This is a genomic window from Corallococcus sp. AS-1-12 (assembly GCF_020036995.1).
In the GTDB taxonomy this organism is placed as follows: domain Bacteria; phylum Myxococcota; class Myxococcia; order Myxococcales; family Myxococcaceae; genus Corallococcus.
In genome coordinates, this window is sequence record NZ_JAIQDD010000003.1 from 397,808 (window position 1) to 423,331 (window position 25,524).

At 71.3% G+C, this 25,524-nt stretch carries 18 protein-coding genes; 11 read left to right on the forward strand and 7 right to left on the reverse strand.

Annotation, left to right across the window (positions count from 1 at the left end):
- Positions 1-63: 63 nt before the first annotated feature.
- Genes K8556_RS06485 through K8556_RS06495 form a run of 3 tightly spaced genes read right to left on the reverse strand, consistent with a single transcriptional unit; the run spans position 64 to position 5,398 of the window.
- The gene (locus K8556_RS06485) at positions 64-1,236 is read right to left on the reverse strand and encodes a hypothetical protein (RefSeq protein WP_223739129.1); all 1,173 of its coding nucleotides are present in this window, start codon (positions 1,234-1,236) and stop codon (positions 64-66) included.
- Positions 1,233-3,791: a TonB-dependent receptor domain-containing protein gene (locus K8556_RS06490; protein ID WP_223739130.1), complete on the reverse strand. Its 2,559-nt coding sequence runs from the start codon at positions 3,789-3,791 to the stop codon at positions 1,233-1,235. Before K8556_RS06490 ends, K8556_RS06485 begins: the two co-directional genes overlap by 4 nt.
- Complete coding sequence (locus tag K8556_RS06495) at positions 3,788-5,398, reverse strand: serine/threonine-protein kinase (RefSeq protein ID WP_223739131.1); 1,611 nt, start codon at positions 5,396-5,398, stop codon at positions 3,788-3,790. Before K8556_RS06495 ends, K8556_RS06490 begins: the two co-directional genes overlap by 4 nt.
- Before the next feature lie 289 nt (positions 5,399-5,687).
- Between K8556_RS06495 and K8556_RS06500 the strand changes: the two genes are divergently transcribed.
- The gene (locus K8556_RS06500) at positions 5,688-6,557 is read left to right on the forward strand and encodes a cobalamin-binding protein (RefSeq protein ID WP_223739132.1); all 870 of its coding nucleotides are present in this window, start codon (positions 5,688-5,690) and stop codon (positions 6,555-6,557) included.
- 42 nt (positions 6,558-6,599) lie between these two features.
- Positions 6,600-8,582, forward strand: coding sequence for a BamA/TamA family outer membrane protein (locus K8556_RS06505; RefSeq protein ID WP_223739133.1), 1,983 nt, complete (start codon positions 6,600-6,602; stop codon positions 8,580-8,582).
- 6 nt (positions 8,583-8,588) lie between these two features.
- Here the strand turns inward: K8556_RS06505 and K8556_RS06510 are convergent, their stop codons facing one another.
- Positions 8,589-9,368 carry a UPF0489 family protein gene (locus K8556_RS06510; RefSeq protein WP_223739134.1) on the reverse strand — a complete coding sequence of 260 codons (780 nt, stop codon included), beginning with the start codon at positions 9,366-9,368 and terminating at the stop codon, positions 8,589-8,591.
- A 119-nt stretch (positions 9,369-9,487) separates the two neighbouring features.
- Here K8556_RS06510 and K8556_RS06515 point away from each other — a divergent pair, with 119 nt between their 5' ends.
- The gene (locus K8556_RS06515; RefSeq protein WP_223739135.1) at positions 9,488-11,710 is read left to right on the forward strand and encodes a S9 family peptidase; all 2,223 of its coding nucleotides are present in this window, start codon (positions 9,488-9,490) and stop codon (positions 11,708-11,710) included.
- A 107-nt stretch (positions 11,711-11,817) separates the two neighbouring features.
- Here the strand turns inward: K8556_RS06515 and K8556_RS06520 are convergent, their stop codons facing one another.
- The 3 genes from K8556_RS06520 to K8556_RS06530 all read right to left on the reverse strand — a co-directional run bounded on the left by K8556_RS06520 (position 11,818) and on the right by K8556_RS06530 (position 16,264).
- Positions 11,818-12,021, reverse strand: coding sequence for a cold-shock protein (locus tag K8556_RS06520; RefSeq protein WP_014397260.1), 204 nt, complete (start codon positions 12,019-12,021; stop codon positions 11,818-11,820).
- A gap of 165 nt (positions 12,022-12,186) precedes the next feature.
- Positions 12,187-13,392 (reverse strand): 2-oxoglutarate dehydrogenase complex dihydrolipoyllysine-residue succinyltransferase, encoded by a 1,206-nt coding sequence (gene odhB, locus K8556_RS06525; RefSeq protein WP_223739136.1) that lies wholly within the window; start codon positions 13,390-13,392, stop codon positions 12,187-12,189.
- On the reverse strand, positions 13,382-16,264 hold the full coding sequence (locus K8556_RS06530) for a 2-oxoglutarate dehydrogenase E1 component (protein ID WP_223739137.1): 2,883 nt from the start codon (positions 16,262-16,264) through the stop codon (positions 13,382-13,384). Before K8556_RS06530 ends, odhB begins: the two co-directional genes overlap by 11 nt.
- A gap of 312 nt (positions 16,265-16,576) precedes the next feature.
- Between K8556_RS06530 and fabI the strand changes: the two genes are divergently transcribed.
- The 8 genes from fabI to K8556_RS06570 all read left to right on the forward strand — a co-directional run bounded on the left by fabI (position 16,577) and on the right by K8556_RS06570 (position 25,466).
- Positions 16,577-17,410 (forward strand): enoyl-ACP reductase FabI, encoded by an 834-nt coding sequence (gene fabI, locus K8556_RS06535; protein ID WP_223739138.1) that lies wholly within the window; start codon positions 16,577-16,579, stop codon positions 17,408-17,410.
- Between the two features lie 162 nt (positions 17,411-17,572).
- Positions 17,573-17,950: a response regulator gene (locus K8556_RS06540; protein WP_120567417.1), complete on the forward strand. Its 378-nt coding sequence runs from the start codon at positions 17,573-17,575 to the stop codon at positions 17,948-17,950.
- A 5-nt stretch (positions 17,951-17,955) separates the two neighbouring features.
- Positions 17,956-18,822: a response regulator gene (locus tag K8556_RS06545; RefSeq protein ID WP_223739139.1), complete on the forward strand. Its 867-nt coding sequence runs from the start codon at positions 17,956-17,958 to the stop codon at positions 18,820-18,822.
- Positions 18,819-20,048 carry a protein-glutamate O-methyltransferase CheR gene (locus K8556_RS06550; RefSeq protein WP_223739140.1) on the forward strand — a complete coding sequence of 410 codons (1,230 nt, stop codon included), beginning with the start codon at positions 18,819-18,821 and terminating at the stop codon, positions 20,046-20,048. The genes K8556_RS06545 and K8556_RS06550 overlap by 4 nt, the downstream gene beginning before the upstream one ends.
- Complete coding sequence (locus K8556_RS06555; RefSeq protein ID WP_223739141.1) at positions 20,045-20,590, forward strand: chemotaxis protein CheW; 546 nt, start codon at positions 20,045-20,047, stop codon at positions 20,588-20,590. Before K8556_RS06550 ends, K8556_RS06555 begins: the two co-directional genes overlap by 4 nt.
- Positions 20,580-22,739 carry a response regulator gene (locus K8556_RS06560; RefSeq protein ID WP_223739142.1) on the forward strand — a complete coding sequence of 720 codons (2,160 nt, stop codon included), beginning with the start codon at positions 20,580-20,582 and terminating at the stop codon, positions 22,737-22,739. The genes K8556_RS06555 and K8556_RS06560 overlap by 11 nt, the downstream gene beginning before the upstream one ends.
- A complete protein-coding gene (locus K8556_RS06565) occupies positions 22,736-23,803 on the forward strand; it encodes a chemotaxis protein CheB (protein ID WP_223739143.1) in 1,068 nt (355 codons plus the stop codon). The genes K8556_RS06560 and K8556_RS06565 overlap by 4 nt, the downstream gene beginning before the upstream one ends.
- 43 nt (positions 23,804-23,846) lie before the next feature.
- Positions 23,847-25,466, forward strand: a complete 1,620-nt coding sequence (locus K8556_RS06570) for a methyl-accepting chemotaxis protein (RefSeq protein ID WP_223739144.1) — start codon at positions 23,847-23,849, stop codon at positions 25,464-25,466.
- Positions 25,467-25,524: the final 58 nt, after the last annotated feature.

The following is a 25,524-nucleotide window of genomic DNA, read 5'->3' on the forward strand; positions in this document are numbered from 1 at the left end:
GCCCTGCGAAGTCAAAGCAACCCAGGGCGCCACGCCGCGATTTCGGGAGGGCCAAAACGACCCTCAGCGGACCTCCAGAACGAAGGCCTGGGACGCCACGCCTGGCAGCCCCACGGCCTCCGCGAGCGCCGGGTCCAGCTCGTTGGGAAGCCGCCACGTCTGACCCGTGGACTGCAGCAGGGTGACGCTGTAGCGACCCGGGGGCACGGTCGCGAGCGGCGTGGGCGCGGCGGGGTCGCGCGCGTCCAGCGCCTGCGCGCGGACGGCCACCAGCAACTGCGGGACGAAGACGGGCTGCGGGCGGGGCTTCCCCTGTTCGTCGAGCAGCGCCGCGAGCAGGGGATCAGGCACCAGCCCGGCCGCCAGCACCACCGCGTCCGGCTGCCCGTCGCGGTCGTGGTCCGTGTCGTCCACGTAGCCCGGCACGCCCTCCGCCAGCTTGCGCACGATGACGCGCGGCCAGGCGATGTCCGGCTTGCCGTCGCCGTTGGCGTCGTCCGGGACGCCGTCCTTGTTGGCGTCCGCCAACTGCACCCAGAAGCCGGGAGGCCGCTGATCCACCGCGCCGGTGAGCACCTGCGGCGTGAGCGTCAGCAGCTTGGTGGGCGTGGTGGAGGCGGCGAACTCGCGCGGGTCCGCGGTCTGGAACGCCGGCCGGTCGAAGGGCACGGTGGCCGAGTCCGCGAAGGACACGGAGACGCCGGTGAGCGGCTGGGGCCAGCCGTCCGCGTCCGTGGTGATTTCCAGGATGCGCGTGGCGCTGGTGAGGGGGTCCACCGCGCCGCCGCCCACGTCGCCCGCGTTGGGCTCGGCGGTGACGCTGTACCAGGGGTTGAAGTCGGACACGTGGCAGGGCTGCGGGACGCTCCGGCAGGTGTCCGCGTCGATGAAGCCGCGCAGCAGGTAGCGGCCCGGCTCCACCAGGCTCAGCGCGAACGGCGCGGTGAACGGGCCCGGGGAGGTGTCCCCCAGGGACGCGCCGAACAGCTCCGCGGCGGTGACGACGGTGAAGGCCAGCGGGCGGCCGGAGCCCGCGGGCGGCGGAGGGTTGGCCGCGTCGTAGAGGAACACGATGGCGTTGCCGCGCGCGCGCGACTGCACCACCAGGTTGCCCTCGATGCGGGCCGAGCGCGTGTTCTGGCGGCCGTCCGCCGTGGGCACCACGTCCGGGGCATCACAGCCGCCGGACAGCAGCGACGCGAGCGTGAAGGCGAGGAAGGGGAGGGCGCGCTTCATGGGGTCACCGTGAGGTTGGCGAACACGCGCCGCTCGATGCGGTTGCCGAAGGGGTGCTCCGCGTGGCCGCCACCGAGCTGGCTGCCCTGCAGCGCCACGGAGACGAAGTCCTTCACCACGGTGTAGCCCACGCGGGCGTTGACGACGGTGTACGCGGGGAGGTTGTTGGCGATGAGGTCCACGCGCGTCGGGTCGGACGCGGAGGGCTCGCGCTCCACCCAGGTGGTGGAGGTGGTGAACGCCGCTTCGATGCCGAACTCCAGGTCCGTGCGCGTGCGGTAGGTGACGCCGCCGAAGAGGCGGAAGGCCGGCGTCTGGCTGCACGTGCCGCACTGGCCCTCGTCCGGCAGGTCGGAGCTGATGTGCTGGTACGCGGCGCTCGCCTTCACGCCCAGGCCGTCGATGGGGGACACGTTGATGCCCGCCTCCACGCCCCGCGCGGTGTAGATGGCGGCCTCGTTGGTGAACATGGAGCGGCCCAGCAGGTAGCTGCCGGTGCCGCTGTCGTAGGACTCGCCGGCGGGCAGCGACTGCACGGGCGACAGGGCGATGAGGTCCTTCACCGTGTTCTGGTAGAGGGCCACGTCCCAGTCCAGGCCCAGCCGCGGGGACTCACCCCGCCAGCCCAATTCCAGCGCGTTGAGGCGCTCGGGGCGCAGCGTCCGGTTGCCGGTGGTCAGCAGGCTCACGCCGTTGACGCCCGGCACGGGCACGGGCAGCCGGGTGTAGCTCTCCAGGAACGTGGGCTCGCGGAAGGCGGTGGCCACGGACGCGCGGAAGGCGTGCCCCTCAATGGGCTGGAACACCGCGGACAGGCGCGGCGACTGCGCGATGCCGGGGTTGCCCTTGTCGAGCAGCGGGTGGCGGTCCACGCGGTAGCTGACGATGAGGCGCAAGGGCTGCACGATGCGCCAGTCGTCCTGGACGAAGGCCGCCGCGTGGAACTCCTCGCGCAGGTCGTCCAGGTAGGTGAAGGCCACGCGCTTCAGGCGGCCCTCCACGCCGATGTTCACCTGGTGCTCGCCGGCCAGCTCGAAGCCGCGCGCGTACAGCGCTTCACCGTTGAAGACGTTGGAGGCGACCTGGATGCCCAGCGAGCGCTGGCCGATGGCCTCGTACTGCGGGCCCGCGTCACCGGACAGGTGGTTCCAGAACGCCTTGAGCTTCACCGCGCCCAGCTCCACGTCCGCCTTGGCGTACGCGCCCAGGCCGTCGATGTAGTAGTTGCGCAGGAGGCCCAGCGGATAGATTTCCGTCAGGTAGCGGTGCACGCCGCCGGAGACGCCAATCGCCTGGCCCTCCTGGAACGTGTAGACGGTGGACAGGTTGGCGCGAGCCCCGCGCTGCCCCAGGTCGGGATCCGCGGGCCCCTGGAGGGCGAAGTCCGGACGGCCGCTCTCGTAATCGCGGCTCCACTTGTCCTCCTGCCGGTAGGCGGCGGACGCGCGGTAGCGCAGGCCGCCGTTCTGGCCGTGGCTGACGAAGGAGCCCTGCACGGTGTTGCCGCCGCCCGCCATGGCGCCGAAGCGCGCGCGCCGGCCGGTGCCGGGGGCCTGGGTGATGATGTTGATGACGCCCAGCATCGCGTTGGCGCCGTACAGCGCGCTGCCCGGGCCGCGGATGACCTCGATGCGGTCGATCTCCTCCAGGCCGATGGGCAGCCCCGCCCACACCGTGAGGCCGAGGAAGTCCTGGTACTCGGTGCGGCCGTCCACCAGCACCAGCACCTTGTTGGCCAGGCGCTGGTTGAAGCCGCGCAGGCTGACGTTGGCGCTGCCCACGCCCATGGCCATCACGTCCGCGCCGGGCACGCGGCGCAAGAGCTCCGGCAGCGTGGTGGCGCCCGACAGGCGGATGTCCTCCGCCGTGATGACGGTGGTGGCGTTGGGCGCCTCCAGCGAGGACTGGGCGCGGCGGCTCGCCGTCACCACGCGCTCTTCATACGGCACCAGGCCCTGGTCGCCGGAGGTGTCGCCGGACTCGCCGCCGCTGGAGCTGACGGTGGTGGGGCCGGGCGTGGCCGCGGGCTGCTGCGGGGCCTGGGGCTGGGCGGACATGGACTCCGCGCGGGCCACGGCCTTCTCCAGCCGCTCCATGAGCGTGGCCAACTGCTGCTGGGCCTGGATGCTCGTGGGGGGCGGCGGCGGCATGGGCAGGCCGGTGGTGGAGCCCGCCGTGCCGGGTTGGGCGCCGGGCTCCGGCGCCTCCGCCTGCGCGGCCTGGCGCGTGGCCTCCAGGCGCGTCACCTGGGCCTGCACGTTGGCGGCGTCCGGCGGGTTGGAGGCGAGGTAGCGCTTGTAGGCGTCCAGCGCTTCGTCCAGCCGGCCCGCGTCCTGGTACGCCCGGGCGATGTTGTAGAGGACGCTGGGGTGCGGCTTGATGGCATAGGCCGCTTCCAGCTCGGCGATGCCTTCATCGAAGTTTTTCTGCTCGATGAGGCTCATGCCGTTGCGGAAGTGGCGGCGCGCTTCAAGTCGCGCGTCCGCCAGGGCCTCGGTCGCGCAAAGACACAGCGCGAGGAGCGCCCCACGTCGGAAGGCTGTCGGGGGATTCACTGGTACGGATCGTCCTTGTACTGGGAGCTGGGAGCCTTGGGGGAGGGCTTCGGTCCCGGCTGCTTCTTGATGCGCGGAAGCTTGATGGAGACGTTGACGGTGGTGCCCGGCTCGCCCGAATAGGTCTTGCTCACGGTCTGGTAGCCGTCCATCGCGAACGACACCTCCACGTCAGCGAGCCCCGGCGTGTCCGGCGTGTGGTTGATGACCAGCGGGGTGTTGCCGCGCACCCTGCCGTTGATCTTCACCTCCGCGCCCGGGGGATCGCTCTCCACGTCGAAGCGGACGGGGCGGGGAGCGGCTGGCGGCGGCGCGGCGGCCTCCGCGACCGGCGCGGCCTCACGGGTGGGCGGCGGCGCGACGGGCGTGCGCGCCACGGGGGCGGACACGGCCGGTTCCGGCGGGGGCTTCTGGGCGCCGCGCAGCACGAAGATGCTCGCCACGCCCAGCCCCACGAACAGGGACACGCCGAACAGCGCGATGCCCAGGCCCTTCCTGGACTTCTTCTCCGCCAGGCCGCCGGCCTCGTCCACGGAGATGTCCAGCGCCATGGTGTTGGGCGCGGGCGTGGGGCCGGAGCCCAGCGCCGGGTGGGCGCCGGAGTGGATGCCGCTGTGCGGGCCGCTGTGGGGGCCGGAGCCCACCGCGTTGAGGCCGGTGCGCGTGGCGAAGACGCCGCTGACGCCGGACGCGGACGCGGCGGTGCGCATGCCCTGGAGCACGGCGTCCATGGACGCGTAGCGGTCCACGGGGCGCTTGGCCAGGCACTTCATCACCAGCGCCTCCACCTCCGCGGGCACGGTGTGGTCCGGCCACACGGTGTGGAAGGGCGGCGGCGGGTCGTTGATGTGCTTGACGATGACGTCGATGCTCTGCGCCGCCTGGAAGGGCGGCCGGCCCATCAGCGTCTGGTAGAGCACCACGCCCAGGCTGTACACGTCGCTGCGCGGATCCGCGATGTTGCGCGCCTGCTCCGGCGCCATGTACTGCGGCGAGCCCAGGATGACGCCCGCCTGCGTGAGGGTGGTGTCCTCCTTCATGGCGGCGTCGCCGGAGAACGACTTCACCAGGCCGAAGTCCAGCACCTTCACCACGTCGTGATCCGCCTCCTGGTTGAGGATCATCACGTTGGCGGGCTTGAGGTCGCGGTGGATGAGGCCGACCTTGTGCGCCTCGCGCAGCGAGCGGGCCACCTGCTGCCCGATGGCGAGCGCGCGCTCCCACGGCAGCGGCCCTTCCTGGGTGAGCAACTGCGACAGCGTCAGCCCCTCCAGGTACTCCATCGCGATGTAGTAGATGCCGTCTTCCGTCTTGCCGTAGTCGATGACGGTGACGGTGTTCGGATGGCGCAGCTTCGCGGTGACGCTGGCCTCCAGGAAGAAGCGCTTCTGGAAGCCCGGGTCCTTGCCCTCGCCGCTGTACTGCGGGTTGAGGACCTTGAGCGCCACCAGGCGATCCAACGGCGCCTGCATGGCCTTGTAGACGCGGCCCATGCCTCCGGCGCCAAGCGTCTCCAGGATGCGGAAGCGCTCGTTGAGGATCCGCCCGAGCAGGGGATCCGCCACGTCGGCTGGCGCGCCCTTGCGGGGGGCGTCGCTTTCGATCATGTGTTCCCCCAAGGCGAAGAGAAGAACCGCATACGTCGTTTCGGACCCGGCGGATGCTAGCACCGCCTTTGAAAACCGCCCAAGAGACGTGCCGCTATCATCGCCGCGCCCGAGCCCCGAGTTTCCGGCCCGCGCGGCGCGCCCGCCCTCCCGCACCTCCCGTGCGCACCGCGCCCCCGGTGGGGGTTGGAAAACGAGGAAATCGGCGTCCGTTGCCGCACAGTTCGTGGGGACTGGTGCGTCGCGTCATCCCCGGCGAGGGGGGCTCGGGCGGGTTAGGGTGCCCCGCATGAATGCTGGGCTGTCCGAGCTGTTGTCGTCGGCGCCGCGCTATCCGCGGCGGGTGGTGTGCCTGACGGAGGAGACGACGGAGGTGCTCTACCGCATCGGGGCGGGGGACCTGGTCGTGGGCGTGTCGGGGTTCACGGTGCGGCCTCCGGAGGCGCGCAGGAAGCCCCGGGTCAGCTCGTTCCTGGACGCGAACTTCGAGCGGATCTTGGAGCTGAAGCCGGACCTGGTGCTGGGGTTCAGCGACCTGCAGGCGGACATCGGCCGGGAGCTGTGCAAGCGCGGGGTGCCCGTGTACCTGTTCAACCAGCGCTCGCTCGCGGAGATATTGCAGGCGGTGCGGCTCACCGGGGCGCTGGTGGGGCGCGCGGAGGGCGCGGAGGCGCTGGCGGCCCAACTGGAGAAGAACCTGGAGCGCCACTCGGACGCGGCGCAGTCGCTGCCCAAGCGGCCGCGCATCTTCTTCGAGGAGTGGCACGAGCCGCTCATCTCCGGCATCCGCTGGTGTTCGGAGCTGGTGGAGGTGGTGGGTGGGGTGGACGTGTGCCAGGAGTCGCGCGCGTCGCAGGGGGCGAAGGGCCGCATCTTCGACCCGGAGGAGGTGGCCCGGCGCGACCCGGAGGGCGTCATCGCCAGTTGGTGCGGGCGCAAGGCGAAGCGGGAGAAGATCGCCTCCCGTCCGGGGTGGGCCGGCGTGCGGGCGGTGGTGGACGACCAGCTCTACGAAGTGAGGAGTTCCTACATCCTCCAGCCGGGGCCGGCGGCGCTGACGGACGGAGTGGATCAACTGGCGCGCATCGTGGCGGCCATCGCGAAGGGGGAGAAGCTGCCCATGGCCCGGCCGGGAGACCTGCGCACCGCGCTGGAGTGAGGGGAGGCTGGCGGCAGGCCCGGCGCATGACAGGATGCGCGCGTGCCGCTCCCGCTGCCCGTCCTGCTGGTCACCCTGCTCGTCGCGACGGGCACGCCGTCAGGGCAGGCGTCGCCCGAGCAGGGCGCTCCGTCGCTGCCCTCCGATGCGCCCCGTCCGCCCGAGCCTGAAGGCTCCGGCAAGCCCCGGGACGTGGTGCCTTCGGACGCGCCGGTGCGCTCGCCGGACGTCGAGCCGTCGGGCGTGTCGAACACGGAGGTCGCGGCGCCGCCCCGCGCGGAGCAGGTCCCGGTGGGGCCGGAGGGCACGCAGGCGCCCGAGGCCGCCACGGACGCGGAGCGCACGAAGAACTACGAGGAGGCGCTCATCGCGTGGGGCCTGGGCGAGGTCGAGCGCCAGGTGGAGCTCGCGCCCCAGGGCAAGGTGCTGGAGGAGGTGCTCGTCGCCGCGGAGGAGGTGGTCGCGCCGATGGATCCGTATCCATCGCTGCTCAACATCTTCCACGTCCGCACCCGCGACGAGGTCGTCCGCCAGGAGGTGTTGATTACGCCGGGGCAGCCGTACTCGGAGGCGCTCGTCGCGGAGTCGGTGCGCAACCTGCGCAAGCTGGGGCTGTTCTCCGTGGTGCGCGCGGTGCCGGTGAAGGGCAGCGCGCCGGACAAGGTCGCGCTGCTGCTGGTGACCAAGGACCTGTGGTCCCTGCGGCTCAACAACGAGTTCTCCGCCGTGGGCTCGCTCCTGCTCTACCTGCGCCTTCAAGGCACGGAGCAGAACTTCCTGGGGCGCGGCAAGAAGGTGGCGCTGGACTTCATCATGCGCCTGGACACGTTCAGCCTCGGCCAGAGCTACACGGACCGGCGCGTGCTCGGCAGCCGCTGGTCGCTGACGGAGTCCGCCGCGGTGCTGATCAACCGCGACACGGGGAGGGCGGAGGGCTCGCGGGGGAGCCTGGTCGTCAGCCGGCCGCTGTATTCGCTGGCCACGCCGTGGAGCCTGAGCACGTCCGTGGCGTGGAACATGGAGACCGCGCGGCAGTTCCGGGGCGCGGACATCTGGCAGCTCCCGTTCCCGGACGGCGAGCCCGTGCCGTACATCTACAACGCGCGCGAGGTGGCCGCGGGCGCCACGTACACGCGCTCCTACGGCCAGCGCTACAAGTGGAACGTGGGCATGGGCGCGGGGGCCTACCACTACGCCTACGCCGCGCCGGTGGCGTCCCAGCTCACGGACGCGCAGGCGGACTGGTTCCGCCGCAACTACCTGCCGCGCGCGGAGGACGCGGGGTACGCGAACTTCTCCTTGAGCGCCTTCGAGGCCCGCTACGACGTCTTGCGCAACGTGGACTCGTACACGCTGTCGGAGGACTTCCAGTTGGGGCACTCGGTGCTGGCCACGCTGCGCTACGCGCCGCCGGTGTTCCTGTCCGCCGCGCACTTCGCGGAAGGGGGGCTGTCCCTGCGCTACCGCGTGCACTGGGGGGACGCGCTCACCACCGCGTCCGCGGCCGCGTCCGTCCGCCAGCAGTTGAATGCACCGCGGCCGGGCGTGAAGGAGGGCTGGACGAACCGCCGCTGGGCCGCGGAGCTGGTGCAGGTGTCGCCGCGCGTGCTCGGGGGGCGCTTCGTGGCGCGCGGCCTGCTGGACGTGAACATCGACGACCTGTCCGAGCGCGTGAGCCTCCTGGGCGGCAGCAACGGCCTGCGCGGCGCGGCGGTGGATGCGTACTCCGGCAAGCGGCTGCTGCTGGTGAACCTGGAGTACCGCACCGCGCCGCTCGTCGTGCGCACGGTGCACGTGGGCGGCGTGTTCTTCCTGGACTCGGGCAGCGCGTTCAATAAGCGGCCGGAGATGGTGACCACCGTGGGCGTGGGCCTGCGGGTGCTGTTCCCCCAGTTCAACGTGTTCCCGTTCCGCATCGACTTCGGCTACGTGCTCAACGGCGACCGTCCCCCCGTGGGCAGCCGCCTGTCGCTCAGCAGCGGGCAGGTGACGGAGTACCGGCCCGGCTTCCTCGACTCCCCCTGACGCGGCTCAGGGCGGTTCGACGCGGAGCAATTCGCGGAAGAGGACCTCCGCCACGTCGCGGAACAGCTCTCCGGACGCGAGCAGCCCGCCGCAGTGGTGGGGCTCGCGCGCGAGCGTCAGCGCCACCGCCTTGCCCAGCACCGCGTCCCAGAAGGGCTCCGAGTCGGGCGGCAGGAGGAACTCGCGGATGACGGCCTTCGGCCACGGCAGCACGGTGGTGGGGTCCGCGTCGCTCAGGCTGGTGAAGCAGTCCAGGTCCACGTCCAGCAGCACGGCGGACGCGGCCTCCAGCACGTCGCGCACCGCGTCCGTGGGGCCGGGGCGCAGGTACGCCTCCGCCGCGCGGTCCACGGTCGTCACCGTCACGAGGCGGTGCGAGCGGCCGCGCGTGTCCACGTAGGTGTCCCCGGAGAAGGAGCCCCGGGGCCGGGTGCGCGCGATGATCAACGCGTCGCCCACGAGGTTCGCCTCCATCGCCGCGAGGATGTGGTCGTAGTTGCGCACGTCCAGCCTCCACCGCGCGTGCTCGTCCAGCGCGTGCAGGCCGGCGGAGCGGTCCGGCATGTCCGCGGGGCGCTCCGGCACCACGATGTCCAGGTGCCGGTCCAGCGTGACGAGCAGGGCAGGCGGGCCCGCGTCGCCCAGGGCGCACGCCCACGCGGGCAGCGCGAGCCGATGCGGGTCGAACACATAGGCGTCCATGGGACCCCGGCCACCGCCCAGGCCCAGCCGCACCACGCCCGCGAGGCGGAGGTGGCGCAAGGCGTCGTCATTTTTCGGGTTCATGCGGGTTGGGAATCCTCTCCAGGGCCGGACGTTGGCAGGGCCGCGCGGCGGCCGGAGTGTAGGCTTGCCCGCACCTTCCCGCGAAAGGAGCCCCGCCCCGCGCGGGGATTCAGCTACGCATGCGTCAGGTCCTTACCGCCGCGCTTCTCCTCATGAGCAGCGCACCCTCCATCGCCCAGGAGCGCAAACCCTCCGCCATGGCCCCTTCGCAAAAGCAGCCGGACACCTTCCTGCGCCAGTACGCCGAAACGCGCCGCTTCCAGAGCGGCCGCCCGGTGGGCACGCGCATCACCCCGGACGAGAAGTCCGTCCTCTTCCTGCGCACGTCCCCCACGTCCAACGTGCAGATGCTCTACGCGTTCGACGTGGCCAACGGTCAGGCGCGGGAGCTGCTCACGCCGGAGGCCCTGCTCAAGGGGGCGGAGGAGACGCTGTCCGCCGAGGAGAAGGCCCGCCGCGAGCGCATGCGCGTCAGCGCCCGGGGCTTCACCTCCTACAGCCTCTCCGAGGACGGCACCCAGCTCCTGGTGCCCCTGTCCGGCCGGCTCTACGTGGTGGACCGCGCCACGGGGAAGTCCACGGAGCTGAAGACGGGCCCCGGCGTCATCGACCCGCGCCTGTCGCCGGACGGCAAGCAGGTGGCGTACGTCCGTGACAACGACGTGTACCGGGTGGACCTGGCGGCCAACCAGGAGAAGCGCGTCACGCAGGGCGGCACCGCGCAGAAGACGCACGGCCTGGCGGAGTTCGTGGCGCAGGAGGAGATGAGCCGCTTCTCCGGCTATTGGTGGAGCCCGGACTCGAAGTCCATCGCGTACACGGAGTCCGACACGTCCGACGTGGAGAAGCTCACCATCGTGGACGTGATGCACCCGGAGAAGGGCGGGGAGATCTTCCCGTACCCGCGTCCCGGCAAGGCCAACGCCAAGGTGCGCCTGGGCGTCACGCCCGTCACCGGTGGCAAGACGGTGTGGGCGCAGTGGGACGCGCAGAAGTACCCGTACCTGGCCACGGTGAAGTGGGACAAGGGCGGGCCGCTCACCCTGGTGGTGCAGAACCGCCTCCAGACGGAGGAGCAGGTGCTGGCGGTGGACCCCGCCACGGGCAAGACGCGCGTGCTCCACACGGAGAAGGACAACGCCTGGGTGGAGCTGGCCCAGGACTACCCGCTGTGGCTGGAGGATGGCTCCGGCTTCCTCTGGTACACCGAGCGCAACGGCGGCCCGGAGGTGGAGCTGCGCAAGGCCAACGGGGAGCTGGACCGCTCCGTGGTGAAGCCGGACGCGGGCTACCGCAACCTGTCGCGCTTCGTGCAGGCGGACAAGACGCTCTTCTTCACCGGCGACCCGAACCCCACGCAGAGCCACCTGTGGCGCGTGAAGCTGGGCGGCGCGCCGGAGCAGGTGGCCACCGGCACCAGCGGCCCGGCCGTGGAGAACGGGCTCGTGTCCAAGAACGGCGGCCTGGTCGTCCTCAACACGCAGGGCCCCAAGAGCATGCCGCGCACGGTGGTGCTCAAGGGCGACGGCACGAAGCTGGGCGAGCTGCCGGAGGTGGCGCAGGAGCCGTCCTTCACGCCGAACTTCGAGATCCGCCAGGTGGGCCCGAAGAAGTTCTGGACCTCGCTGGTGAAGCCCCGGGACTTCAAGCCCGGCCAGAAGCTGCCCGTCATCGTGGAGGTCTACGCGGGGCCCACCGTCACCGTGGTGCACCAGTCCATGGCCGCGCACCTGCTCAGCCAGTGGTTCGCGGACCACGGCTTCCTGGTGGTGAAGGTGGACGGCCGCGGCACGCCGCTGCGCACCTCCGAGTGGAACCGCGCGGTGAAGAACGACTTCGCCACCGTCACCCTGGATGATCAGATTGAGGCCGTGCAGGCCCTGGCGAAGGAGGTCCCGGAGATGGACCTCTCCCGCGTGGGCATCACCGGCTGGAGCTTCGGCGGCTACATGGCGGCGCTGGCCGCGCTGAAGCGCCCGGACTTCTTCAAGGCCGCGGTGTCCGGCGCCCCGGTGGTGGACTGGCGCGACTACGACACGCACTACACCGAGCGCTACCTGGGCCTGCCGGAGGAGACCCCCCAGGCCTACGAGGTCAGCAGCCTGCTGACGTACGCGAAGAAGGACAGCCCCATTGGCGCGCTGCTGCTCATCCACGGCACCGCGGATGACAACGTGTACTTCTTCCACACGCTGAAGCTGTCGGACGCGCTCTTCCGCGCGGGCAAGCCGCACCAGCTCCTGCCCCTGTCCGGCCTCACGCACATGGTGCCGGATCCGCTCATCACCGAGCGCCAGTACGAGCGCGTCATCGCCCACTTCGAGCAGAACCTGAAGAAGTAGGCCGCGAGCGGCCCCAGGGCTTGAAAAGGCAGAGGCCCGGTTCCCTTGCGGGGACCGGGCCTCTGTTGCTTCAACCAGTCCGTGAGGAATGGCTGAGACGCGTCACTTCACGCCGCGCGGACGTTCTGCGCCTGCAGGCCCTTCGGGCCCTTGGTGACTTCGAACTCCACCTTCTGGCCCTCGGCCAGCGTGCGGAACCCATCCATGTTGATGGCGGTGTGGTGGCAGAACACGTCCTCGCCGCCGCCGTCCTGGGTGATGAAGCCGAAGCCCTTCGCGTCGTTGAACCACTTCACGGTACCAGTTGCCATTGCGCTTCCTTGCGTTTGCAGGGCAGCCGTGGGGAAGGCCACCCGTTCTGCCCGACGACCGGGGAGACAGAGCTATTTGTAGTGAAAGGGCCGACTGGAAGTCCAGCCGGCCCTCCGGGATTGCCCGACTTGAGCCCCCAACACTGTCATGTGCGGGGGGGTAAGTCAGATGTCGAGCAGCAGACGCTCGGGGTCCTCGATGCACTCCTTGACGCGCACCAGGAACTGCACGGCCTCCCGGCCGTCCACCAGGCGGTGGTCGTACGTGAGGGCGATGTACATGATGGGCCGGATGACCACCTGGCCGTCGCGGGCCACGGGGCGCTCCACGATGTTGTGCATGCCCAGGATGCCCGTCTGCGGCGGGTTCAGGATGGGCGTGGACAGCATGGAGCCGAAGATGCCGCCGTTGGTGATGGTGAACGTGCCGCCCGTGAGGTCGGCCATCGTCAACTTGTCGTTGCGCGCACGGCCGCCGTAGTCACCGACTGTCTTCTCCAGGTCCGCGAGCGACAGCTTGTCCGCGTCACGCACCACCGGCACCACCAGGCCCCGGCTGCCGCTCACGGCCACGCCGATGTCGTAGTAGTGCTTGAAGATGACGTCCTCGCCGTCGATCTCCGCGTTGATCTGCGGGAACGCCTTGAGGGCCTCCACGGACGCGCGGATGAAGAAGCTCATGAACCCGAGCTTCACCCCGTGCTTCGCCTGGAACTTGTCGTTGTACTTCTTGCGGAGCGCCATCACCTCGCCCATGTCCACCTCGTTGAAGGTGGTGAGCATGGCGGCGGTGGACTGCGCCTGGATGAGGCGCTCGGCCACGCGCTTGCGCAGCGGCGTCATGCGCACGCGCTCCTCGCGCGCGGCGTTGGGGCGGGGACCGGACGGCGCGGCCGGGGCCGGGGGGGCGGACGGGCGGTTGAGCTGACCCTGCACGTCCTCCTTCATGATGCGGCCCCCGGTGCCGGAGCCCTTCAACTGGCCCACGTCCACCCGGTTCTCCTCCGCCATCTTCTTCGCGGTGGGGGTGATGCGCGTGTCGCCCTGGGCCGGAGCGGCGGCGGGCGCGGACACGGGCGCCGCGGCCTGGGCGGGCGCGGGCGTGGCGGCGGCCACCGCGGCGGAGGCGCCAGCGCCGGCCTCGATGGTGCCCAGCACGTCACCCACGCGGACCTTGTCGCCCTCCTTGAAGGCGATGGACGCGATGCTGCCCGCGGCGGGGGCCGGCACGTCGATGGTGACCTTGTCGGTCTCCAGCACGACGAGCGGCTCGTCCGCGGCGACAGCCTCACCCTGCTTCTTGTTCCACTTGCCGACGACGGCCTCGGTGATGGATTCGCCGAGCGGAGGGACTTTCAGTTCAACGGCCATTCTGGGGTCCTCGGAGGATGGCTTCTTCGATGATGAGCTGCTGCTCGTAGTCGTGCGTCTTCGTGAAACCGGTGGCGGGGCTGGCGGCCTCGGCGCGCCCGATGTAGCCCAGCTTCACCGTCTGCTGCTGCGAACGGCCGGAGAGGAGGTCGTGCAGGCGGGGGAACATGAAGTGCCAGCCGCCCGCGTTGCGCGGCTCCTCCTGCACCCAGTACAGCTCCTGGAGCGCCGGCAGCTTCGCCACCAGGTGAGACAGCTCGTCCTGCGGGAACGGGTAGAGCTGCTCCACCCGCACGATGGCGATGGAGTCGTCCTTGCGCTCGTCCCGGGCCTTGGCCAGGTCGTAGTACACCTTGCCGCTGCACAGGAGCAGCCGCTTCACCTTCGCGGCGTCCGCCTTCGCGTCCGGAATCACCTCCTGGAACGCGCCCGTGGCCAGCTCGTCCATGCGGCTGGTGGCCTCCGGACGGCGCAAGAGGCTCTTGGGCGACATGATGACCAGCGGCTTGCGCACGGGGCGCAGCACCTGGCGGCGCAGCAGGTGGAAGATCTGCGCGGGCGTGGTGGGGTAGCAGACCTGGAGGTTGTCCTCGGCGCACAGGTCCAGGAAGCGCTCCAGGCGCGCGCTGGAGTGCTCCGGGCCCTGGCCTTCGTAGCCGTGCGGCAAGAGCAGCGTGATGCCGGACAGCCGGCGCCACTTGCTCTCCGCCGCGGCGATGAACTGGTCGATGATGATCTGCGCGCCGTTGGCGAAGTCACCGAACTGGGCCTCCCACAGGGTGAGGCCGTCCGGCACGTCCAGGCTGTAGCCGTAGTCGAAGCCCAGCACGCCCATCTCCGACAGGGGGCTGTTCCAGACGTTGAAGGTCGCCTTGCCGGTGGCGAACTGGCGCAGGGGCGTGTACTCCGCGCCCGTCTGCGTGTCGTGCAGCACCGCGTGGCGGTGGCTGAAGGTGCCGCGCTCGCTGTCCTGGCCGGACAGGCGGATGCCGTAGCCCTCCGACAGGAGCGTCGCGTACGCCAGCGACTCGCCCTCGCTCCACTGGAGCTCCTCGCTCTCCAGCATGCCCTGGCGCTTCTTGAGCACCGTGCGCTCCACGTCGCGGTGGACGTTGAAGCCCTCCGGCGCCGTGGCCAGCTTCTGGAGCGCGTCCCGCAGGGTGGCCTTGGCCACCGCCGTGGACACCTGGGGCGCGTTCTTCAGGAGGCCGCCCTTGTAGGGCTTCCACAGGCCCTCCAGCGCGTTGGGCTCCTTGAACTGGCTCTCCTGGCGGGCGCGGGTGAGCGCCGCGTCGAAGTCCTGGAAGCAGCGCTGCTTGATGGCGTCCGAGTCCTCCGCGCTGATGCGGCCCCCTTCCGCCAGCGCCTTCGCGTACAGCGCGCGCACGGGCGGGTGCTTGCGGATGAGGTCGTACATCGCCGGCTGGGTGAAGGACGGGTCGTCACCCTCGTTGTGGCCGTAGCGGCGGTAGCAGATGAGGTCGATGACCACGTCGCTCTTGAACGTCTGGCGGTACTCCGCCGCCAGCCGCGCCGCGTGGACGCACGCCTCCGGGTCATCCCCGTTCACGTGGAACACCGGGATGTCCAGCATCTGCGCGATGGCGGTGGAGTAGATGCTGGTGCGCGAGTCCGACGGGTCGGTGGTGAAGCCCACCTGGTTGTTGATGACGATGTGGACCGTGCCGCCCGTGGTGTAGCCCTTGAGGCCGGAGAAGTTGAGCGTCTCCGACGTGATGCCCTGGCCGATGAAGGCCGCGTCGCCGTGGATGAGCAGCGGCATCACCTGCGTGCGCTCGGTGTCCCCGCCGCGGTCCTGCTTGGCGCGCACGCGGCCCTCCACCACGGGGCCCACGCACTCCAGGTGGCTGGGGTTGAAGGCCAAGGACAGGTGCACGTTCTTGCCGGCGCGCGTGGCGTGGTCCGACGAGAAGCCCATGTGGTACTTCACGTCGCCGCGGCCCAGGTACGCCTTGGGGTCCTTGGGGCCGTCGAACTCGCTGAAGATCTGATCCGGCTTCTTGCCCAGGATGTTGGTCAGCACGTTGAGGCGGCCGCGGTGGGCCATGCCGATGACCAGCTCCTTCAGGCCCATGCCGCTGCCCACTTCCAGCAGCGCGTCCAGCATGGGGATGAGCGCCTCGCCGCCATCCAGGCTGAAGCGCTTGGCGCCCACGTACTTCGTGTGCAGGAAGTTCTCGAAGCCCTCCGCGTAGGAGAGCTTGGTGAGGATGTGGCGCTGCTCCTCCACGGAGAACGGCGTGCGGTTGTCGCTGTGCTCCATGCGCTTCATGAGCCAGCGGCGACGCTCGCTGTCGAGCATCTGCATGAACTCCACGCCGATGTGGTCGGAGTACGTGCGGCGCAGCCGCGTGACCAGGTCCGCCAGGCGCACGCGCTGCTGCGGGAAGACGCCGTTGCACTCCACCGCCTGCTCCAGCTCCTTCGCGGAGAAGTGGTTCTCATCCATCAGCGCCACGTCCGCCACGTGGCCGAGCTGCGGGCGCGGGCGGTCCAGCGGATCCAACCGCGCGCGCAGGTGGCCGCGCAGGCGGAAGGCGGTGATGGCCTGATCCACCTTCGACTGCAGCCCGATGTCCTGGGCCGGCGCGGCCGGGGCCTGCGGCGCGGCGGCGGCGGCCTGCGCGGCGGCGCCGTTCGCCTTGCCCTTGCCCTTGCCCTCCGGTGCGGCGGGGGTCGGGGCCTCCAGCAGCTTCGTGTTGAAGATGGGGCGGCCCGTGCTGTTGTTGCGCTCGAACACTTCGCGCCAGCTCGCGTCCACGCTGCCCGGATCCTCGAGGAAGCGCGCGTAGAGCCCCTCGATGAAGTCGATGTTTCCACCCGAGAGGAAACTGTCCTGGAAATTCGCCATGGCGGGGGTCTTTTACTGGATGGGGGACGTGTTGGGGGGTTTTCGCCTCAGGTTTGTTGAACCGCGTCATGCATGGCTGCCCGGCTTTACTTCCGGGAGCAGATGGAATCATGCCCCGCGTGAGCGCAGCTTCACCGAGCACCGGAATCCCCCCGCTGCGAGGGGCTCAAAGGAGCCGCCAGGGCCCCTGGCATGCTGAACAGACGTACATCCGAGGCGAACGGGACACGGGGCCGGGGGGCCCCCACGGCGGTTTGAGGAGTGGTAAGCACACGCCCCCTCTTCCACCCACTTTTTCGAGAACGTACCGACATGCTCCTTCAGGGCAAGAAGCTGCTCATCACCGGCGTGCTCACCCCGCAGTCGCTGGCCTTTGGCGTCGCGGAGCACGCGATCGCGCAGGGCGCGGAGGTCATCCTCACCGGCTTTGGCCGGGCCAAGTCCCTCACGGAGCGCAGCGCGAAGCGGCTCAAGCCCGGCACGGAGGTGCTGGAGCTGGACGTGACGAACCCGGCGCACTTTCCGGCGCTGACGGAGGCGCTGCGGCAGAAATGGGGCCGGGTGGACGGCGTGCTGCACGCCATCGCGTTCGCGCCCGAGGACGCGCTGGGCGGCAACTTCCTCAACACGCCGTGGGAGAGCGTGCAGACCGCGTTCCGCATCTCCGCCTTCTCCGTGAAGGAGCTGGCGGTGGCGTGCGCGCCGCTGATGACCCAGGGCGGCTCCATCGTGGCGCTGGACTTCGACAACCGGCAGGCGTGGCCCATCTACGACTGGATGGGCGTGTGCAAGGCGGCCATGGAGGCCACGGTGCGCTACCTGGCGCGCGACCTGGGGCCCAAGGGCATCCGCGTCAACGCGCTCGCCGCGGGGCCGCTGGCCACCGTGGCCGCCAAGGGCATCCCGGGCTTCAAGGCGCTCGCGCAGTACTGGGGCAAGCAGGCGCCGCTGGGCTGGAGCGACAAGGACAGCCACGACCACGTGGCCAAGACGGCCTGCGCGCTCCTGTCCGATTGGCTGTCCTCCACCACCGGCGAGATGATTCACGTCGACGGCGGCTACCACGCGGTGGGCGCACCGCCGGTGGAGACGGTGGAAGCACCGCCAGAAGGGGTCGCCGCGAACCCCACGCCCAAGGAGGGCTGAAGCCATCCAACCTTCCTGGGAAGTCCAGACATCCGCCTGCCCGGCTCCCCGGCGGACGGGAGCCCCCCCGCTTCCGCCGATTGGAGCGCTCACGGTAGGATCACCCATGCAGCGCAGGCACCTCCCGCACTTCGCGGCGCCGGCGCGAGGAGCCGTGGCACAGTGAGCACCAACGTCTTGCTGGTGGACGACAGCCCGACCGTCCGCAACATCCTCAAGATCTACCTGATGAACCTCAAGGTCAGCATCGTGGAGGCGGAGGACGCGCAGCGCGCGCTGCAGTTGTTGCGGCTGGTGCCGGTGAGCGTGGTGATCGCCGACATCAACATGCCGAACATGGATGGCATCACCTTCGTGAAGGAGGTTCGCGCCAGCGCCCAGGCGCAGGTGCAGAAGGTGCCGGTCATCCTGCTGACGGCGGAGAAGGGAGAGGACCTGCGCCAGCGCGGCTCGGCTGCGGGGGCCAACGCCTTCATCCAGAAACCGGTGTCCCACGACGAGCTGACCAAGACGGTGCGTCAGTTCCTGAGCGGGGGCTGAAGACCGTGAGCCTGCCGACGCTGCTGCTGGTGGATGACAGCGACGCCATCCTGGCGTTGGAGCGGGCCATCCTCTCCGGGCACTACACCATCCACACGGCCAGCAATGGCCGTGAGGCGCTGGACAAGGTGGGGCGGCTGCACCCGGCGGCGGTGCTGCTGGACCTGTCCATGCCGGAGATGGACGGGGACGAGGTGCTCCAGCGGATGAAGGCGGACGCGGGCACGGCGGACATCCCGGTCATCATCATCTCCTCGGAGAAGCAGCGCGCGGAGGCGTGCCTGGGCCTGGGCGCGGAGGCGTTCCTGGCCAAGCCCTTCCGCGCGGACGAGCTGCTGCTGCGCGTGGGCGAGGCGCTGGAGAACGCGCGCCGCCGCTCGCGCTCCGGGGCCATGCTGGTGCTGCGGCTGAGCGTGGGCGAGCGCGAGTTCGCCGTGCCGCTGGACTCCGTGAAGGAGGTCCTGCTGCAGCCCCTGACGCGGCCCCTGCCCACGGGGCCGTCGTATCTGCGCGAGTACGTGGAGCTGCGCGGCCAGGCGGTGTGCGTGCTGGACGTGGCGCTGCGGCTGGGCGTCCAGCACAAGTCGCCCATCGCGGAGCGGATGCTGGTGGTCATCGACGTGGAGGGCGTGTCGCTGGCGCTCACCGTGGACACGGTGAAGGACCCGGAGGAGTTCCAGGCGGGCGACATCGACCGGCGGGAGAAGGTGGGCGGCGCGGAGCACGGGCTGTTGCAGGAGGGGCTCGTGGGCATGCTGCGCACGGGCGGCCGCGCGCTGCCCATCCTGGATCCGAAGGTGTTCATCTCGCGGGGACTCTTGCGTGACCTGCCCGCGCTGCTCGCGCCGGTGGAGGAAGAGCGGAGCGCATGAGTGCGGGGCTCGACCCGAGGCTTCTGGCCCGTGCCCGGGAAGTGGTGGCGGACACCACCGGCTTCCGGGACGACGCCATTGCCCAGGAGGCGGTGGAGCGCGTGCTGCGCGCGGAGCTGGCCCGGGGGCGCGTGCCCACGGAGGTCCTGAGCGAGTTGCAGCAGTTGGGCTCGCCCCTGGCCTACACGCTGGTGCGCGCGGTCCTGGTGGGGGAGACGTACTTCTTCCGCCAGCCGGAGCACTTCCGCTACATCACGCAGGAGGGCATCCCGGCGGCGCTGCGCCACGGCGCCATGCACCTGCGCGGCTGGAGCGCCGGGTGCGCCACCGGCGAGGAGGCCTATTCGCTGGCCGCGTGCCTGCTGGCGTGCGCGCCCGCGGGGATGCCGGTGGAGGTGGTGGGCACGGACCTGCACGAGGCCAGCCTGGAGGCCGCGCGGCGCGGCACCTACGGCGCGTGGTCCCGGCGCGAGTCCGCCCCCGCGCTGCACCCCGTCTACGAGCTGCTCAACGGGCGTCAGGTGTCCATCCTCCCGGAGGTGCGCAAGGTGACGCGCTTCGCTCCGGCGAACCTGCTGGCGCCCCTGCCGGAGCGCTTCGGGCAGTTCGACTTCATCCTCTGCCGCAACGTGCTCACGTACTTCTCTCCGTCCGCGCGGGACGCGGCCCTCGTCCACCTGGCGCGGGCGCTGGCGCCGGGGGGCCTCCTGTTCCTGGGCACGGTGGAGGTGGACCGCGCGCCGCCGGGGCTCACGCGCGAGGGGGCTCCGGAGCTGCAGGCCTTCCGCAAGCCCCGCCCGGAGGAGCGCCCCTTCGCGCAGTTGCCCGTGGCGCCGCCGGTGCCCGCGCCGCGCATGACGCCCGCGCCCCGGCGGCTGTCCGCGCCCACGCCGGTGTCGCCCACGCCGCCGTCCCCGCCGCCCTCGCCCGCGCGGATGCACCTGCAGGCGCTGGAGCGCATTGAAGAGGGCAACGTGGCCGGGGCGACGGCGGTGCTGGAGCTGCTCGTGAAGCAGGCGCCGGACTACCTGCCGGGCCTGCTGGAGCTGGCGCTGCTGCGCGAGCGCGCGGGGGCCCGGGACGCGGCCTTCCCGCTGATGCGCGCGCTGCGCACGCGGGCGGGGCAGTTGCCACCGGACGCGCTGGTGGATGGACCGGAGGCGCTGCCCGCGCGCTTCTATCTGGCGTCCGCTGACGCCTACCTGAATCTGGGGGCGCTGGAATGAAGGCGACGCCGCTGGTGGTGGACGAGACCCTGGAGTCGGAGACGCGCGACCTGCTCGCGCGCCGGGCCGCGCGCCTGCGTGAGCAGGGCGAGTCGGCGGTGGAGGAGGCGGTCCATTGGATCGCCGAGTTCCCCCTGGGAGAGGAGCGCTACGCGCTGCCGCTGGAGTCGCTGCGCGCGGCGCTGCCCCTGCGCATGGTGACGCCGGTGCCGCTGTCCGCGCCCGCGGTGATTGGCGTGCTGCGCTTCCAGGGCCAGGTGCTGTCCGCGCTGAGCCTGGCGTCGCTGCTGGGCGGCCACGGGTGGCGGCAGGACCCGGCCGTGCTGCTGGTGGTGGACCGGGGCGACGGCGAGCTGTGCGCGCTCGACTGCGAGGCCATTCCGCGTCCCACGACGCTGCCGCTCGCGTCCGTGGAGGCCGCGCGCGCCCGGGCGGAGGGCCCGGTGGTGGAGGTCTTCACCCACGACCGGCAGCTCATCCACCTCATCGACCCGAAGCGCCTGTTCGGCCGGTCCGACGGGGGAGTGCGCCATGCCCGTTGATCCGATGCTGCAACCGCTGGTGGCGGGCTTCGCCGTGGAGGCCCAGGAGGTCATCCAGAAGGTCACCATGGACCTGCTGGAGCTGGAGCGCGAGGGGCTGGAGAACGACGCGCTCGCCAGGATCTACACCCGGCTGGGCCGGCACCTGCACACGCTGAAGGGCAGCGCGTCCTCGCTGGGGCTCCAGGACCTGGGCGACATCGCCCACAAGCTGGAGGACGCGCTGGCGCCGCTCAAGGCGCACACGCAGAAGATGCCGCGCCCGGTGGTGGACGTGCTGCTGCACGGGCTGGACCTCTTCATGCTGCGCGCCCAGGCGCACGCGGACGGGCGCGGGGACGACCTGCCGAACCCCGCCGCCGCGCTGGCCCAACTGGTCGCCGCCGCGCCGCCGCCGGAGGAGGCCGCGGTGTTGCCGGGGGGCGCCTTCGCGCAGCCGCCGCCCGCCGCCCAGCCCGCGGTGGCCGGCGCGCCGGCGGAGCTGTCCGCCTCGCTGGAGCCCGCGGGGGAGTCCGCGGACGCCGGGTGGCGCGTGAGCGCGGGCCAGGTGACGTCGCTGATGCGCGAGGTGGAGCGCCTGCGCGAGGTGCGCCTGCGGGTGGAGGAGCGCAGCCGGGAGCTGGAGCGGGTGTCCGCGCTGCTCGCGAAGCAGGGCCTGCTGGCGGAGACCGCGGAGGCGCGCACGCTGCTGTCCGGCACGGGCCGCTCGCTGCGCACCGACGGCGAGGAGACGAGCGACATCGTGGACGCGCTGGAGGACGGCCTCAAGGCCATCACCACGCGCCCCACGCGCACCATCCTGGACCCGCTGCAGCGCATGGTGCGCGACCTGTCGCGCCAGTTGGGGAAGGAAGCGCGGCTGTCCGTGGTGGGCGCGGAGGTGTCGCTGGACCGGCGCCTGCTGGAGAAGCTCCAGGGCGCGCTGGTGCACATCCTGCGCAACGCCGTGGACCACGGCCTGGAGATGCCCGCCGAGCGCGAGAAGGCCGGCAAGCACCACGAGGGCGCGCTCACGCTGCGCGTGGAGCAGCAGGGCAACCTCCTGTACCTGGAGGCGAGCGACGACGGGCGCGGCATCGACCTTACGCAGGTGCGCAAGGTCGCGGAGAAGCGCGGGCTGGTCACGGCGGAGGAGGCGGCGCGCCTCAACGACAACCAGGTGCGCGAGCTCATCTTCCGCGAGGGCTTCAGCACGCGCTCGGACGTGACGGACACCTCCGGGCGCGGCGTGGGCCTGGACGCGGTGCGCGCCACGGTGGAGTCGCTGCAGGGCCGCATCGAGGTGTCGAGCACGCGCGGGCAGGGCACGCGCTTCGTGCTGACCCTGCCGGTGGACCTGGGCAGCTCGCCGGTGCTGATGGTGCGCGCGCTGGAGCAGTTCGTGGGCCTGCCCATGCTGGCGGTGGAGTCCACGCAGCTCGCGCGCCCGGACATGCTGCGCGTGGGAAAGCGCCGCACGCACCTGGAACACCAGGGGCAGTTGCTGCCGGTGGTGGACCTGGGCGCGCGGCTGGGCCTGCGCGCGTCGTCTCCGCCCGCCGAGGGGCAGCCGCTGCTCATCGTGCAGAGCGGCGGCAAGCGCGTGGCGCTGGGCGTGGACGCGGTGGTGGGGGACCGGGACCTGGTCATCCGCCCGCTGCCTTCGGAGGTGCGCGAGGTCGCGGCCTGGCAGGGCGCGGCGACGCTCAGCCGGGGTGAGCTGCTGCTCATCCTCCGGCCGGACTGGGTGGTGTCGGATTCGGAGAAGGTGACGGTGTCCGCGGGGAGCCGGCGGGCGCTGGTGGTGGATGACTCGCTCACCGCGCGCGCGCTGCACCGGGCGATGCTGGAGGCGGGCGGCTTCCAGGTGCACCTGGCGGCCAGCGGGGCGCGGGCGCTGGAGCGGCTGCAGGCGGACACCTACGACGTCGTCATCTGCGACTTGGACATGGAAGAGATGGACGGCATCGAGCTCATTGCCCGGCTGCGCGAGCGCAAGGACACGCGCACGCTGCCCGTCATCCTGGTCTCCGCGCACGACAGCGCGGTGGCGCGCGAGCGGGGCCTGTCGTCCGGTGCGGACGGCTTCCTCAGCAAGCGCGAGTGCGCCGCGGGCCGCCTGCTGGCGGAGGTGCTGGACGTGATGAGCCGCAGGGGGAGCCGCGCTTGAGCTCCAAGAAGCCCATTCGCGTGCTCGTGGTGGATGACTCGCCCACCATGGCCAACACCCTCACCGCGCTCCTCACGGAGGAGCCGCGCATTGAGGTGGTGGGCCGGGCGGGGGACGGCAACCGCGCCGTGCAGTTGGCGCGCCTGTTGCGGCCGGACGTCATCACCATGGACCTGCTGTTGCCCGGCCTGGACGGCCCGGCGGCCATCGCGCACATCATGTCGCAGGCGCCCGCGCGCATCCTGGTGGTGAGCGCCGTGGCGGAGCAGCGCGGCGTGGACCTGGGCTTCCAGGCGATGAGCGCCGGGGCGCTGGAGCTCATCGGCAAGCCCAACGTCACCAACGCGGAGGAGCTGCGCCGCTGGGGCCGGGAGCTGGCCCACTCCGTGTGCCTGATGGCGGAGGTGCCGGTCATCTCCCGCCGTCCGCGCGCCGTGGCGCCGCCGCCGGTGCCCAGCGGGACGCGGGTGGACGTGTTCGGCCTGGTCGCCTCCACCGGCGGGCCTCCCGCGCTGGCGGAGGTGCTGTCCAAGCTGCCCCGCGACCTGCCGGTGCCCATGCTCGTCGCGCAGCACATCACCGTGGGCTTCACCCAGGGCATGGTGCGCTGGCTGTCCCAGGTGTGCGAGCTCCAGGTGGGCGTGGCGCGCGACGGCGAGCGGCTGGAGCCGGGCCGCGTGTACTTCCCGCTGGATGGCCACGACCTGCTGGTGGACAGCGTGGGCCTGGCGCGCCTGCAGCGCAGCCAGGGGGGCCCGTGTCCCAACGGGGACGTGCTCCTCAACTCGCTGGCCATGGCGTACGGCCGGCGCAGCGGCGGCGGCGTGCTCACCGGCATGGGCGAGGACGGCGCGCGGGGCCTGCTGGCCATCCGTCAGGCCGGGGGCGTCACCCTGGCCCAGGACGAGGCGTCCAGCGTCGTCTACGGCATGCCCCGCGCCGCCGTGGAGCTGAAGGCCACCGACGGGGGCACGCCCCTGGCGCTGGTGGCGGACCTCATCCTGCAGAGCTGCCAGCGCCCGTCATTCCGTCCCGCCCGCGGCCCGGAGGGGGGGGCCCGGTGAGCCGTTTCCCAGCAACACACCGCCGTCGCCCGGGAGTGTTCCCTTGAAGCCCTCCGCCGCGCTCCCTGTCTCCTTCCTGCGCGGGCTCGGGCTCGCGCCGAAGTTCGTGCTCGTCACGGCGGTCATCAGCGCCTCCGTGGCCCTGCTGCTCACCCTCATCGCCACCCGCCAGTTGGAGTCCAACCTGGAGGAGCGCCACGCCAGCGAGGGCGAGGCCGTGGCGCTGAGCCTGGCCATCGCGGCGGAGCAGGGCGTGTCCGCGGGCATGGGCTCGCTCCAGCCGCTCCTGGAGACGTTCCGCGAGCGCGAGGACCTGGCCTACATCTTCATCCAGGACCCCACGGGCTTCGTGCTGGTGCACTCGTTCCAGGGCGGCTTCCCGGAGAACCTGAAGGCCGCGCTCGACGCGCAGCCCGGCGTGGGCCAGGGCCGCACCCGCGTGGTGCCGGAGGTGCGCATCCTGCGCGGCGGCAAGACGCTGCGCGCGCTGGACGTCGCGGCGGCCGTGGCGGAGAAGGGGCGGCTGGGCACCGTGCACGTGGGCATGGCGCGCGAGTTCATCGACGCGAGGGTGGACTCGCTGCGCTGGGAGATGCTGGGGTTCGCGCTGCTGCTGGTGACGGGCGGCGTGGTGCTGGCGGCGCTGTTCGGCCGGAGCATCGTGCGGCCGCTGGCGGAGCTCACGTCCGTGGCGGGCCACATCGTGTCGTCCGGCGACCTCACCCGCCCCATCCAGGCACGCGGCAACGACGAGGTGGGGCGGCTGTCCAACTCCTTCTCGCAGATGGTGGGCAAGCTGCGCGAGGTGACGGTCAACCTCCAGCACGCCGCCACCGCGCTCACCCAGTCCACGGACCACCTCAACGCGTCCTCCACCGAGCAGGCGCAGACCATCTCCCGCCAGGCCGCCGCGCTCCAGGAGACGCAGGTGACGGCGCAGGAGATAAAGCAGACGTCCACGCTGGCCGCGCAGAAGGCGGAGAGCGTGCTCAGCGTCGCCGAGCGCGCGGACGCCCTGGCCAGGGCGGGCGAGGCCTCCATCGAGCAGACGATGGCGGGCCTCAACGACATCCGCGCGCAGGTGGGTGAAATCGCGGAGAAGATTTTGGAGCTGGGCGAGCGCACGCGCCAGATTGGCGGCATCACCCAGACGGTGAAGGACCTGGCGGACCAGTCCAACATGCTCGCGCTCAACGCGGCCATCGAGGCGGTGCGCTCCGGTGAGCACGGCAAGGGCTTCAGCGTGGTGGCGCGCGAAATCCGGGCGCTGGCGGACCAGTCCATCCAGGCGACCACGCGGGTGCGGGAGCTGCTGGACGACATCGCCAACTCCGTCACCGCCGCGGTGCGCATCACCGAGCGCGGCGCGGAGCGGATGGAGGCGGGCCTGGCCCAGGTGCGCGACAGCGGGCAGAACCTGCGCGAGCTGTCCTCCATCGTCCAGGACAACGCCGCCGCCGTCCGGCAGATCGCCGCCGCGGTGAACCAGCAGAACGTGGGCATCAATCAAATCACCCTGGCGGTGAATGACCTGTCCAGGATGATGGACGACACCGTGGCCCGCATCGGGTCCACGGGCGAGGCGGCCACCACGCTTCAAATCATCTCCGAGCAGCTCTCCAGCGCCGTGGGCGCGTACAAGGTCGAGTCCAAGCCGGAGTAGAAACACGAAGGCCCCGAGTCCCCATGAAGGGGGCCCGGGGCCTCGGGTGCTTCAAGCC